At 59.4% G+C, this 13,493-nt stretch carries 12 protein-coding genes; 2 read left to right on the top strand and 10 right to left on the bottom strand.

Annotated elements, in window-relative coordinates:
• Nucleotide 1 precedes the first annotated feature (1 nt).
• The 6 genes from EE949_RS25490 to EE949_RS25465 form a co-directional block, all read right to left on the bottom strand.
• Entirely contained in the window at nt 2–877 is an 876-nt protein-coding gene (locus EE949_RS25490; protein WP_122666840.1) for an ABC transporter permease, read from the bottom strand.
• Nucleotides 874–1,830, bottom strand: a complete 957-nt coding sequence (locus EE949_RS25485; protein WP_122666839.1) for an ABC transporter permease — start codon at nt 1,828–1,830, stop codon at nt 874–876. Before EE949_RS25485 ends, EE949_RS25490 begins: the two co-directional genes overlap by 4 nt.
• Before the next feature lie 34 nt (nt 1,831–1,864).
• Nucleotides 1,865–3,502 (bottom strand): ABC transporter substrate-binding protein, encoded by a 1,638-nt coding sequence (locus EE949_RS25480; RefSeq protein WP_122666838.1) that lies wholly within the window; start codon nt 3,500–3,502, stop codon nt 1,865–1,867.
• A 94-nt stretch (nt 3,503–3,596) separates the two neighbouring features.
• Nucleotides 3,597–4,871, bottom strand: coding sequence for an NAD(P)/FAD-dependent oxidoreductase (locus EE949_RS25475; RefSeq protein ID WP_122666837.1), 1,275 nt, complete (start codon nt 4,869–4,871; stop codon nt 3,597–3,599).
• Between the two features lie 57 nt (nt 4,872–4,928).
• Nucleotides 4,929–5,597, bottom strand: coding sequence for a haloacid dehalogenase type II (locus EE949_RS25470; RefSeq protein WP_122666836.1), 669 nt, complete (start codon nt 5,595–5,597; stop codon nt 4,929–4,931).
• Nucleotides 5,598–6,164: 567 nt separating this feature from the next.
• Entirely contained in the window at nt 6,165–7,637 is a 1,473-nt protein-coding gene (locus EE949_RS25465) for an aldehyde dehydrogenase family protein (RefSeq protein WP_122666835.1), read from the bottom strand.
• Nucleotides 7,638–7,855: 218 nt separating this feature from the next.
• Between EE949_RS25465 and EE949_RS25460 the strand changes: the two genes are divergently transcribed.
• Both EE949_RS25460 and EE949_RS25455 read left to right on the top strand, forming a co-directional pair.
• Nucleotides 7,856–8,719, top strand: a complete 864-nt coding sequence (locus EE949_RS25460) for a GNAT family N-acetyltransferase (protein WP_122666834.1) — start codon at nt 7,856–7,858, stop codon at nt 8,717–8,719.
• A gap of 15 nt (nt 8,720–8,734) precedes the next feature.
• Nucleotides 8,735–9,448 (top strand): cupin domain-containing protein, encoded by a 714-nt coding sequence (locus EE949_RS25455; RefSeq protein WP_122666833.1) that lies wholly within the window; start codon nt 8,735–8,737, stop codon nt 9,446–9,448.
• 146 nt (nt 9,449–9,594) lie between these two features.
• Here the strand turns inward: EE949_RS25455 and EE949_RS25450 are convergent, their stop codons facing one another.
• From EE949_RS25450 to EE949_RS25435, 4 genes are all read right to left on the bottom strand, one after another.
• Entirely contained in the window at nt 9,595–10,464 is an 870-nt protein-coding gene (locus EE949_RS25450; RefSeq protein ID WP_122666832.1) for an aldose 1-epimerase, read from the bottom strand.
• A 33-nt stretch (nt 10,465–10,497) separates the two neighbouring features.
• Nucleotides 10,498–11,412 carry an EamA family transporter gene (locus EE949_RS25445; RefSeq protein ID WP_122666831.1) on the bottom strand — a complete coding sequence of 305 codons (915 nt, stop codon included), beginning with the start codon at nt 11,410–11,412 and terminating at the stop codon, nt 10,498–10,500.
• A gap of 199 nt (nt 11,413–11,611) precedes the next feature.
• Entirely contained in the window at nt 11,612–12,892 is a 1,281-nt protein-coding gene (locus tag EE949_RS25440; protein WP_087266729.1) for a TRAP transporter large permease, read from the bottom strand.
• Nucleotides 12,893–13,420 carry a TRAP transporter small permease gene (locus tag EE949_RS25435; RefSeq protein ID WP_122666830.1) on the bottom strand — a complete coding sequence of 176 codons (528 nt, stop codon included), beginning with the start codon at nt 13,418–13,420 and terminating at the stop codon, nt 12,893–12,895.
• Between the last annotated feature and the right edge of the window lie 73 nt (nt 13,421–13,493).

Genomic DNA, 13,493 nt, shown 5'->3' with positions numbered 1-13,493 from the left:
CTCAGTGTCCTCCTGAACGTCGGCTGCGCCGCGATGAAAGCCTGTCGATGAACAGGTTTACGCCGATAGTCAGCGTGCCGATAGCCAACGCCGGAATCACGATGGCGGGCGCGCCCTGATTAAGCCCGCCGATGTTTTCACGCACCAGTGAGCCAAGGTCGGCGTCGGGTGGCTGGACGCCGAGACCGAGGAAACTCATACCGCTGAGCAGCAGCACAATGAAACCAAAGCGCAGGCCCAGATCGGTCAGCACCGGGTTGAGCATGTTGGGCAGGATTTCCACGCAGGCTATGTACAGGCGACGTTCGCCACGAGTGCGTGCCACCTGCACGTATTCCAGTGCTTCGATGTTCACCGCCAGGCTGCGGGCGATACGGAATGCGCCAGGGGAAAAACTCAGCACCGCAGTGGTGATCAGCAGCGTCACCGATGAGCCAAATGCGGAGACCATGATCAGCGCGAGCATCTTGCTGGGGATCGAGATGAAGGCATCCATCAGGCGGCTGATCACTTCATCCAGCCATTTCGGCACGACCACCGCGAGCAAGGCAAGGCTGGTGCCCAGACCGCTCGCCAGGACTGCGGAAATCAGCGCCAGCCCGACGGTAAAGCGCGATCCGGCCAGCACCCGGCTGAGCATGTCGCGGCCCAGATAATCAGTGCCGAAAGGGTAAGCGCCACTCATGCTGTCAAAGACATTGTTGGACACGACTTCACCGACCGGATGGGGCGCGAGCCATGGCCCGAACAGCGCCACCAACAACCAGAAGATGCACACGAACGCCCCTGCCAGCCCCAGCCAGGATGTGCTGTGGGCGACCTTGCCCAATGACAGGTCGGGAGAGGATGGCGTCGATTTTACAATGAGGTTATTCATTGGGTTCTCAGCCTCGGGTTGGAGAGGATGGCGCACAGGTCGGCAATCAGTACCAGCCCCAGATACGCGGAGCAGAAGAGCATGGTGCAGGCTTGCACCAACGCCATGTCGCGGTTGGTCACGGCGTCGACCATCAGGCTGGCGACACCCGGATAGTTGAAGATGGTCTCGACGATGACGACACCGCCGAGCAGGTAAGACAGGCTCAGCGCAATGGCATTGGCGATCGGGCCGATGGCGTTGGGCAGCGCATGGCGTAATACGATGCGTACCGGGCTGACGCCTTTGAGGCGGGCCATTTCCACATACGGACTGTCCAATTGATCAATGACTGCCGCGCGAGTCATGCGGGCCATTTGCGCGACGATGACGCAGCACAGGGTCATCACCGGCAGCGCATAAGTGCGGATGAATTCCAGAGGGGAGTGAGTATCGCTGGCATACGACAACGCCGACAGCCAGCCCAGATTGACCGCGAAGATCAACACCGCGAGGGTCGCCACCAGAAACTCCGGAACGGCAACCAGCGCCAGCGTGATGAAACTCAACGCGCTGTCCAGTCGGCCGCCACGTCCCATGGCCGAACCGATGCCCAGCACCAATGCCACCGGAACTGAAACCAGTGCGGTCGCCCCGGCCAGCATCAGGGTATTGGGAAAGCGCCCGCCGACCAGTTCGGCGACCGACATGGCGTTGGACGCCGACTCGCCAAAATTGCCACTGAGCAGGTTCATCAACCAGCTCAGGTAGCGCACCACACCCGGTTGATCCAGGCCCATTTTTATCCGCAATGCCGCGACCTGTTCAGGCGTCGCGAATTGCCCGAGGGCAGCTTGAGCCGCGTCGCCTGGCAGCACCGCCGTAATGGCGAAGACCACCATGGAAACGATCAGCAGGGTCAGGATCGCAGCGCCGAAGCGCTTGCCGATCAACCAGAGTGTGTTGCTATTCATGGCATTGCTCCGGCAAAGGAAAAACCAGCTGCTATCAAGCGTCCAGCCAGATCTGCTCGCTGAACATGTAGCCCATGAAGCCGCCGAGCGGGTTGCTGCCGTAGCCTTTGATGCGTTTGTCGACCCCGTCAATGTTGCTGATGAAAACGGGAATACCGATCCCGCAGTGATCGTGAACAAGGGTCTGCATGTCGCCATACATCTTGGCGCGCTTGGCTTCGTCGGTTTCGCCGCGTGCCAGCATCAACAACTGATCGAACTGCTCGTTCTTCCAGGCGGATTCGTTCCACGGTGCAGCAGACTGGAAGAACTGCGAGAAGATCACGTCGGCATTAGGGCGCGGGTTGATGTTGCCGAAACTCAGCGGGTGCTTCATCCAGTGGTTGGACCAGTAGCCGTCACTGGGCAGACGGTTGACATTGAGCGTCAGGCCGGCTTCTTTGGCGGACTGTTGCAGCAGCACTGCAATGTCCACTGAACCGGTGGCCGCAGGTGAGGCGGCCACGGCCATCGTAATTTTTTCCATGCCGGCTTTTTTCAGGTGGAAGCGGGCTTTTTCCGGGTCGTATACGCGCTGCGGCAAATCAGCGTTGAAGTAGCGCGACCCTGGAGAAATCGGCGTGTCATTACCGACGCGGGCGTAACCGCGGAACACGGCCGATTTCACTTGTTCGCGATCCAGCAGGTACTTCATGGCCAGGGTGAAGTCCGGGTTTTGCCCCGGCATCTGGTCCTGGCGGATGATCAGGTCGGTGTAGTTGCCCGACGGTGCGTCGAACACGCTGTGCTTGGCGCTGGCGGTAATACGCGCGGTGGAGCGCGGGTTGACCTCGTTGATCAGATGAACGTCGCCGGACAGCAGCGCGTTGACCCGTGAAGGCTCGTCGCCAATGGCGATGAATTCGATTTCGTCCAGATACGGCAGGCCTGGCTTCCAGTAGTTCGGGTTGCGTACGCTGATCGAGCGCACACCCGGTTTGAATTCCTTGACCTTGAACGGCCCGGTGCCAATGCCCTGATTGAAATCAGTGGTGCCTTCCGGAACGATCAACAAGTGCGATACCGCCAGAATCGATGGCAGCTCGGCGTTGGCGGCGCTGAGGCGGATTTGTACTTCATTCGGACCGCAGGCTTTGACTTCGCTGACCTGAGCCATCAAGGGCATAACTTTTGAGCCGGTCAGTGGGTCCTTGTGGCGGTTCAGCGAGAACACCACATCGGCAGGCGTCAGGGCTTTGCCGTTGTGGAACGTCACGTCCTTGCGCAGTGTCACGGTCCACAAGGTAGCGTCGTCGCTTTCAATGCGCTCGGCCAGCTCCATCTGCGGTACCAGGTGGGAGTCGAAGCGGGTCAGGCCGTTGTAGAACATGAAGTGCCGAACATAGTCGGTGGACAGTGCGCCCTTGGCCGGGTCGAGTGTGTCAGCGGTAGAACTGGACATGCCTGCGACGCGAATTCGCCCGCCGGGTTTGCCCTTGGCTGGCGTTGCCGTTTCGTCGGCAAAGACTTTGCCCGCTGCGCCAAACAGACTGGTCGCACCGCTGGCGACGACACCCGCAACGCCCAGCATTCGTAACGCGTCACGGCGTGAAAGACCGCGATTGAGCCCTTCGAATACCCGCAGGCTTTCCTGGCCCGAGATCAATCGCGAATCGTCTTTGTTGTCAGCCATATCAGTTCTACCTGTCGATTAAGGGAATGCATGAGTTGCTCGCGGTTGACCGGAGCGTCCTTGAAACGCACACAACGACGGTGAAGCAAAAAATCTAGTGCCGGGCATCCTGAAAGCGGTACCACGCGCCCACCAGCGGCAGGAACCACGGGGTTCCGAAGTGCCCCGGCACGGCTGGCCAGTCAAGCTCGCGCCACGGGTTGGCTTGCGGATTGCCATCCATGACGTCGGCCATGACCTGGCCCATGTGAACAGACATCTGTACCCCGTGGCCGCTGTAGCCCATGGAGTAGAAAACGCCTTCGTGTTCACCCGCACGCGGCAAGCGGTCGGAGGTCATGTCCACCAGGCCGCCCCAGCAGTAATCCACTTTGGCGCTGGCCAGTTGCGGGAACATCTGCACCATGGCGGCACGCAATACCTTGCCGCTCTTGGCGTCGGAGGTTGCGTTGGACATGGCGAAGCGCGCCCGGCCGCCGAACAGCAAACGGTTATCCGGTGTCAGGCGGAAGTAATTGCCGATCATGCGGCTGGTCACGTAGGCGCGCTGTTGTGGCAGCAGTTGATCGATCAAGGTCTGCGGCAGCACCTCGGTCACAATCACAAAGCTGCCCACCGGTACGATGCGCCGCCGATACCAGCCTGGGCCGCCATGCTGGCAAGCACCGGTCGCCAGCAGGATCTGTTTGGCCTGAACAGAGCCCTTGGCCGTATTCAGCAGATAACCTGAAGCGTTGGCCTGCCAGTTCTTGACGGCGGCGTTCTGGAAAACCTGTGCCCCGTGGCGCACTGCAGCGTCGGCCAGCCCGACGCCAAAACTCCCGACATGCATTTGCACGCCATTGCGCTGCAGCAGGCCGCCGTGGAATTCGGCAGAGTCCACTTCGGCGCGTGTTTCCTGGGCAGACAGCAATTGCACGTTTGCATCCACTTCGCGGCGAATCAGCTCGCAGGTGCGTGCCATTCCCTCGAAGTGCATGGGTTTGGCGGCCAGTTTCAGCTTGCCGTTACGGGTCATGTCACACGCAATCTGTTCCTGCTCGACCAACGTGACGACCGTCTTTACGGCGCTTTCGTACGCCAGGTAATACTCGCGGGCCTGATCAGCACCCAGGCTTGCGGTCAGCGCGGAATAGTCCTGAGCCACGCCGGTATTGCACTGGCCACCGTTGCGGCCGGAGGCTTCGCCGATGACCCGGTCAGCCTCCAGCACCACCACACTCGCGCCCTTCATGGCCAGAGCACGAGCTGCCGAGAGACCGGTGAAACCGCCTCCGACAATGGCGACGTCCACCTGACCCTCCACCGCGCCGGTCTGTGCGCCGGTAAAAGCCGGTGCGGTATCAAGCCAGTAGGATTCACTTCGCATGCTGCTGTCCTTACCTGTGGCGTTGCCGGAATTGTCGGGTTGACCGTGCTTTGCTGTTTACAGACCGACCAGCGCAGGCAAGCCACCGATGTCCTTGATGGTGTGGTAGCCATAGGACTCATTGGCAGGCACGTCATGACCCCGGGCAACGAATGCTCGGTTCTTGATCTTCATGTCGTGGGCCGGGAACAGGTCGTAACGGAAGCTGGACGAAACGTGCAGCACGTCCTGCGGGCCGCAACCGAGGTTGTCGAGCATGAACTCGAACGCACGCAGGCGAGGCTTGTAGGCCTGTGCCTGTTCGGCGGTGAAAACTTTATGGAACGGCGCGCCGAGCATGTTGACGTTGGACATGATCTGGCTGTCGCTGGCGTTGGAGAAAATCACCAGAGGGATCTTGTCGGCAATTTTTGCCAGACCTGCTGGCACATCGGCGTGCGGACCCCAGGTTGGAACGGCGTCGTAGTAGATCTGGCCTTCCTGACGGTATTCGATACCCCAGCGTTTGCAGGTGCGCTCCAGCGCAGTCTTGATGATCTCGTCGTAAGGCACCCAGTCGCCCATGACTTGATCCAGGCGGTAGGAGGAGAAATCCTTGACGAATTCATCCATTCGCTCTGCGGGAACACGGTCAGCGAACAGCTCGCGTGTCATGGTGCCCATGTGGAAGTTGGTCAACGTGCCGTAGCAATCGAACGTAATGAATTTTGGTCGAAGAAAGCTCATTGAGTGCGGTCCTGAGGTTCGTTAAGTCGAGGCGGGGTATGCCTGTGCTTCAGGTTTGAAGCAGGTGATGCAACGCTGCACCACACCTTCATTACAACACCGTGAAATCAGCAGATGACGTTAAAAGCGTCGGCTGCTTGATAGAAAACGCCGTTTTAAGGGGCGACCTCAGCACACTTTGCGGGGCGCTCCAGCCTTGGGCGGGGCTCGTGTTTATGCGTCTTTATGGGCATTTATGGTGCTGATGCAGGGCAAACCCCGACGTGGCACGGCAGAAACTGCGTTGAGCCAGGCCAAAAAAAAAGGAGCATCCTGATGGCTGCTCCCGTTGCTTTGTAGATGCCTTTTGAAGAGAACTCGGCCCCCGTGGGTAATTCCATGTCTGGCCACAAGCTTATTTGCGACGTAAATCCTGTGGGACCGAATTCATTCGGGAAGGCGGTATTTCAGGCAATACATAGACTGCGGATGTACCGGCCCCTTCGCGAATGAATTCGCTCCCACAGGGTTGCATTACAGGCCAGCATAGAGTTGTCCACAGGGCTGGCATTCCAGCTCAACAGGCTGTTACTGCGCGATGTCAATAAGCACGCTTTTAAAGCGCAGGTTGGCCTCGAATGCTTCACGGCCCAGATCCTTGCCAATGCCGGAGCGTTTATAGCCACCGGTTGGCAGGATGTAGTCGTTGCTACGGCCATAGCGGTTGACCCAGACGGTGCCGACTTCCAGCTTGCGAATCAGCCGCAGCGCCCGATTCAGGTCGGCAGTGTGTACGCCCGCGCACAAACCATAGGTGTCGTGTTCGGCCAGTTGCAGGGCCTCTTCCTCTGTGTCGAATGCCTGAATGGTCAACACCGGGCCAAAGATCTCTTCGCAGACTGCCGGGCTTTGGCTGTCCACTGCGGTCAGCAATGTCGGCTGGTAATAAGCACCGCCCATGCCTTCGAACAGGCCGCCACCGGCCAGCACTTCTGCTCCGGCCTGGCGGGCACGCTGCACGATGTTATCGATGCGACTGCCCTGCAGATGCGAAATGATCGGCGGCAGTGTGGCGTCCGGGGACCAGGTCGGGCCAGGGCGCAAAGAAGCGAAGTAGCCCTGAAGATGTTCGATGAACGGCGCCATGATTGAGCGCTCGATCAACAGTCGCGAACCCGAAACACACACCTGTCCCGCATTGCCGGTGATTGCCAGCGCAACCGTGCGTGCGGTTTTGGCCAGGTCTGGAACGTCCGCAAATACCAATTGCGGGCTTTTACCGCCCAGCTCCAGGGTGACCGGTTTAGGGCCTATCAATGCGCAGGTGGACATGATGCTTGAGCCCGTCGCTGTCGAGCCTGTGAACGTCACTTTGGATATACGCGGATGGCGACACAGTGCGTCGCCCGTGGTGCGCCCATCCCCCTGAATCACATTGAACATCCCGGCTGGAAGACCCGCCTGTACGGCCAGCTCCGCGAAACGCAGGCTGGAAAACGGCGTCAGTTCCGATGGCTTGAGCACCACCGCGTTGCCCGCAGCGAGCGCCGGTGCGACTTTCCAGTGGCCCATGCTCAAGGGGAAATTCCACGGCGCGATCGCCGCGATAACGCCATAAGGTTCAGCGATCTGCATGCCCAGCCGATCGCTCTGAGTCGCAGCTACTTCACCACCATGCTTGTCTGCCAGCTCGGCAAAAAAACGGATCCCTTCGGCGACGTAAGGAATGTCCCAGGCCAGCACATCTTTATGTGGGCGCGTCGAACCTACTGCTTCCAGTGGACCCAGGATCGCGCCGTCGGCTTCAATCAAATCTGCCCAGCGGCGCATGACCCGGGCCCGCTCGCGAGGTGGGCGGCTGGCCCAGTCACTGTGCTTGAACGCTTGCCAGGCATTGCTGACCGCTTCGTCCACCATGTCCGCGTCGGCAATCGGCAGGCCGGCGTAAACCTGCCCGTCGGAGGGGCGCGATACGTCCATGCCTGACTGGGCATCGCGGTAACGACCACCGATGAAGTGCGCGCTGCGAACAGCAATTTGACGAGGATCGAAGCTATCCATGAAGGACTCCAGCGGATAAAAAAGCCAGCCTCCATGCTAGGAAAAAAGACCAAGCATTTGCTGCCGACCTTCATGGGGTTTTAAGCAGTTACTGTGGTAAACGGCGGCCTGCCTCATGCAATCTGCCGAATCGTTCCGAGCCTCTTGCCATGAGCTGCAGACAGATGGGATACAGGCGTTATTGCCCTTGCGCACCCCTTTGACCGGAGAGCTTTTTCATGGCCGATTCGCAACGTTCTTCATACTCGTATCGCCCGATGACCGCAGACGATGTCGATGCTGCACATCAACTTTCAGTGCAGTTGAAGTGGCCGCATCGTCGCGAAGACTGGGCGATGCTGCAGCGTGTCAGTCAGGGCTTCATCGCCGAAGATCAGGGCCGCTTGATTGGTAGTGCCTTTACCTGTCATCAGGGGGATTTCTCGACCATTGGCCTCGTGATCGTCAGCAATGAATATCAGGGTAAGGGGATCGGTCGCCAATTGATGAACCGGGCTATCGATGCCGCGACACCGCGTACCGCGGTTCTCAATGCAACCCTTGCCGGAGCGCCGCTTTACGCGAGTATGGGGTTCGTTGATTTCGGCAGTGTCGAGCAACGTCAGGGACAGGCTCCAGCCGAAGCACCGTCGGCACCTTCGCTGGCGTTCAGCGAAAGCTGCCGCTCAGTGGGCGAAGCGGATTACCCGCGCCTGTTCGAGTTGGCCAACGCGGGCAGCGGGCTTGATCGCACTTCGGTGCTCAAGGACCTGCTGCCGAGTGTCGAGCATTCGGCAGCCATTGAGCGTAATGGGCAACTCCAGGCGTTCGCCCTGTTACGTCCGTTTGGTCGTGGGCTGTGCATCGGCCCGGTGATTGCTCAAAACGTTGATCAGGCCAAATACCTGATCAGCCAGTTGCTGTCGCGAGTGCCGTATTCGTTCGTGCGTATCGATATCCCGACCAACAGCGGCCTGGCGGGTTGGCTGGACCAGGCCGGTTTGAAAGCCGTCGACAGCGTTACCCAAATGGCCAAAGGCAAGGCTCCGCAGGCCACTGCTGGCGTCACACAGTTTGCCTTGGTCACGCAGGCTATTGGTTAATCCGGAGAGTTCTGAATGTCACAGCTAAAAACTTTGTTGCTGGTCCGCGCTGACGGCAGCCAAACAGACACACCCTTCAACGGCGGAGCGTTGAGCGCTGCTGATCCGTTTGCCGATGCGCGTAAAATTGCTTACGCAGGTCCCGATGGTGTGAGTGCTGGTGTGGTCAGTGGCGGAGGGGCGTGGCGCTCCGAGGCCTATCCGTTCACGGAAATGCTGGTGGTTCACAAAGGGCGCGTCAGCCTGCGCGTTAACGGTGAAGCCCTCGAAGCCAGCCCCGGCGAAAGCGTGGTCGTCGCGCAAGGGGGCGCCTGTCAGATCGATGCCGTAGATGGCAGTCTGTGGGCTTTTTGCGCTGTTAGTAGCTCCGCACCGTCGACGCAACCGGCATTGACCTGGATTGACAAGCGAGTAGCGCTTGCACCGTCGGCAGCCCCCGAGGCCAGCATCCTGATTGGTCCGGCACCTCAGTGTCGCTCACACAACGCCTATGAAGCCTCGAACAGCTCCCTGCGCATCGGCGTCTGGGATTCGACGCCCTATGCACGTGGTGGCCGGCCGCACAAAGTGCATGAGTTGATGCACCTGATCGAAGGGCAGGTGACGCTCACCGGCGCAGACGGCGAGGCGCTGATCGTGAACACCGGCGACACGGTGTTCGTCCCGCAAGGCGCGAGCTGTGCGTGGGAAAGCACGGTGTATGTGCGCAAGTACTACGTGGTGGTTTGACTTCAGGCATCTTAAAGCATTGGGTTGGAATGCGATCTGAACTGTGGGAGCGGTGCTTGCCCGCGATAAGGACACCTCATTATCCGAGACCGAGTTGCTCTTATCGCGGGCAAGCACCGCTCCCACAGGAGATCTTTGTCCTATCCTTAAATCGCCCGGTAACTCAGGCTGAACCCCAACTCAGCCGACTCCCCCTGCTTTAACAACCGCAACCCTGGATGCCCCGGCAGATGGTGGGCATTCACAGGATGGCTAACAGGCTCGAAACAGAAAAAATCCAGCCCGGGTGGGCAGAACACCAGAAAAAACTCACTACCCGTTGCCCGGCACTCCAGCTCATAACCCAGATCTGGCTGGCTGATCAGGCCATTGCCATCCCACTCGGTAAAGCCGTTATCCAGCCGGGTTTGCGGCAAGCTGTTCAATATATTGAAGTCCCACTCGGCAGGCAGGCTCTCAAGTTGCGTTGGCAAGCCTGCTTCATCGGTCAGCCAGACATGCGAAGCCTTGGCCCGTAACCGGGTGTTGGCGGTGCGGGGCAGGTAAGGGTGCAGGCCCAGCCCGTGCCAGGCAGCGCGGGGTTCCAGATGAGTGACCTTCAAGGTGATGCTCAGCGTACCGTCCTGCAAGCTGAAACGTAGCTGTGCGCGATAGGCAAAAGGCGTGGTGCTGTTCAATTCGAGGCAAGCGTGTTGAGCACTCTTCTCCACGACCTCCCAGGGCTGCTGCCAGGCACTGCCATGAATGGGCAGGGCGTCGTTGGCGCTGTTTGGCGCAAGCGCGAACCAGCCATCAGGGCTCTCAAAACCCCCGTTGCTGATCCGGTTCGACCAGGGCGCTAACGGATAGCACGCCAGTTTACGTGCGGTCCCGGCACTCAGGGCTTCGTCATTGCTGGGACGCAGCAGTGGCTGACCGCTGGCGATCACGCTCCAGTTAACGATACTGCCACCGGTCAGCGGGGCCAGAGTCAGTCGGGTGATGCCATCTTCAAGCGTCAGGAGTGCCGGGTGCATGATGATCTGCCGTATGAGTAGAGGTTAAAGCGCTCAAGCCGTTTTGCGACGCCAGGTCAGCAGCACGATGCCGGTTACCACAATCAGGCCGCCAATGATCTGGCCGCCACTGAGCAATTGATCAAGGATTAACCAGCCAAACAACAGACTCGCCACCGGTTCGATGTTCATCACCGGCGCGTTGCGGGCCATGTCCAGCCGGTTTACGCAGATGAACAGCAGGGAAAACCCCACGCCATAAAGCGTGACCAGACACGCCAGCGCGGTCCAGCCGGTGGAAGTGGAAGGCAATGAAACACCACCAGGCAGAATGCCGCTGAAACCAGCCAGTGCGGCGGCGCTAAACACAATCAACATGGTCAGCATGCTGCGTACGGTGCCGCGTAGGGACGAGAGTTTGTGGTCGGTTATCCACAATGCGCAGGCGAAAACCCCTGCTGCGCCGAAGCCAAAGGCGATGCCTTCAAGCCACTGAGCTTCGGTGCTGTGCTGGCTGGACAACCGCTCTGGTACGTCCAGCGCGAAGACCAGACCGATCAGGATAAAGCCCATCAGCAGGGCGGCACGGGCGGTCGGCCTGGCACCGCCTAAAGCCCAGGTGAGCAATGCCAGCAGAATCGGTGCAACGTTGGCGATCAACAACGCCAACGCTACCGGAATACGGGCTACAGCCGAGTAAATGCAGAAGCTTTGTGCCGCGATCAGCAAGCCCAGCAGCAATTGCCAGCGCCAGGTTCGGGCGGTCAGGTTCGGGCGTTCACGTTGCCACAGCACCAGCCCGGTCAGCACCAATAAGGTCACCCCCGAGCGACACAGAATAGCCAGCAGCAAGCCGGTGTCATGATCGAAGGCGATACGCGCGGCGATGTGATTGCCTGCGAAAGCACAGGCGAGGAGGGCGAGGAGCAATACAGCGATATGGCGGGGAAACAAAGCAGGAGCAGACATGAGCAACCAGCCTCCTTGGCTGGGGGATGACGCTGATCTACAGACAACTGTGGGAGCGGTGCTTGGTCTGGGCGGCATTCCGACGATAAGGCTGGACTCGATTCACTTTAGATCGCGTCCAGCCTTATCGTCGGAATGCCGCCCAGACCAAGCACCGCTCCCACAAATCATCATTTAGACATTATTTTATCGGTGCTTCTTACAACACCACACTCGGCAACCACAGGGAGATTGCAGGGATGTAGGTCACCAGCATCAGTACCAGGAACAGTGCCAGGTAGAACGGCAGCAGAGCTTTTACGGTGGCTTCGATGGTGACTTTACCCACCGCAGCGCCCACGAACAGCACTGCACCCACCGGCGGTGTAATCAAGCCGATGCCCAGGTTCACCAGCATGATCATGCCGAAGTGCACAGGGTCAACGCCCACACCGACGATCACCGGCAGCAGGATCGGCGTCAGGATCAGGATCAGCGGCGCCATGTCCATCACGGTGCCCAGCAGCAGCAACATGACGTTGATGCACATCAGGATCACGTAACGGTTATCCGACAGCGTCAGGAACGCCGTCGTGATCTTCATCGGGATTTCCATCAGCGTCAGGATGTAACCGAAGCTGGCGGCGAAACCGATCAGGATCATCACGATGGAAATGGTCCGCGCCGCCCGGTGCATCAGCTTGGGCAGGTCGCGCCATTTGTAGTCGCGGTAGATGAACATGGTGACGAAGAACGACCAGACCACGGCAATCGCTGCTGACTCGGTCGCGGTGAAGATACCCGAGAGGATACCGCCGAGGATGATGACCATCGCCATAAGGCCCCAAAGCGCCTCACCCGCGATTTTGATCGCCTGGCGCAATGGGATTACTTCACCTTTCGGGTAGTTGCGCTTGCGGGCGAAGATCATGCACAGACCCATCATTACCGCGCTGAGCAGCAGGCCTGGACCAATCCCGGCCATGAACAGCGAAGCAATGGAGACCGTGCCGCCGGCCGCCAGCGAGTACAGCACCGAGTTGTGGCTTGGCGGTGTCAGCAAGGCTTGAACCGAACCGCTGACCGTCACGGCCGTTGAGTAGTCACGCGGGTAGCCAGCGCGCTCCATTTCCGGAATCAGTACCGAACCCACCGAGGCGGTGTCCGCCACGGAGGAGCCGGAGATGGCGCCGAAAAAGGTCGAAGCAACGATGTTTACCAGAGACAGACCGCCGCGCACGAAACCGACCAGCACGGCGGCAAACGCCACCAGCCTTCGTGACATGCCGCCTTCGGCCATGATCGCCCCCGCGAGGACGAAGAACGGGATCGCCAGCAGCGAGAATTTGTTCACGCCGCCTGCGATTTGAATCATCAAGGCGTCAGCGGGAATATCGATCCACCATGCGCCGATCAGCGCTGAAAGACCCAGCGCGTAAGCGACCGGCATGCCGATCAGGATCAGCGCGATAAAGCTGCCTAACAGTATAAGAGCGTCCATTTATGCGGCACCTTCACTTTCTTCAATCACGTCGAACCGCATGACAGCCCGGTGGCTTTGGTCGCCCAGAAAGAGTCTTTCGAGGACGAAAATCAGGGTCACGATGCCGCCAATCGGAATCGGCAGGTAAGAGATGCCAACACGCAGGAAGGGCAACTCCCCGATGTATTGATTCCAGGTCGTACCGCAGAGCTTGAAGCCTTTGATAATCATGAACAGCGCCACGATTGCCATCAGCACTTGCACGGCCACGGCGGCAATTTTGCGTACCTGCGGCTGCATACGGTCGATGGCCATGGACACTGCCATGTGAGCGCCCGCCCGGTAACTGGCAGCGGCACCGAAGAAGGTGAACACCACCATCAATAGAATCGCAGTAGGTTCCGGCCAGCTAGAGCCGGTACCCAGCACGTAGCGGGCGAAAATGCCCCACGGGATAATCAGGGTCATGATCAGAATCGACATACCGGCGATCCCGACACAGACCCGATAAAGAACATCGTTGAAGCGCAGCAGCGTATTTTTCATGGAGGCTCACCACAGCGGCGGCGAACGAGCTTGCGCTCGCCCCCGCGGCGTTATCGGACTGGCTTATAGGGCT

Source organism: Pseudomonas viridiflava (assembly GCF_900602065.1).
Taxonomy (GTDB): Bacteria; Pseudomonadota; Gammaproteobacteria; order Pseudomonadales; family Pseudomonadaceae; genus Aquipseudomonas.
The sequence above is the reverse complement of the archived record's forward strand: the minus strand, read 5'-3'. Positions and strand labels throughout refer to the sequence as shown.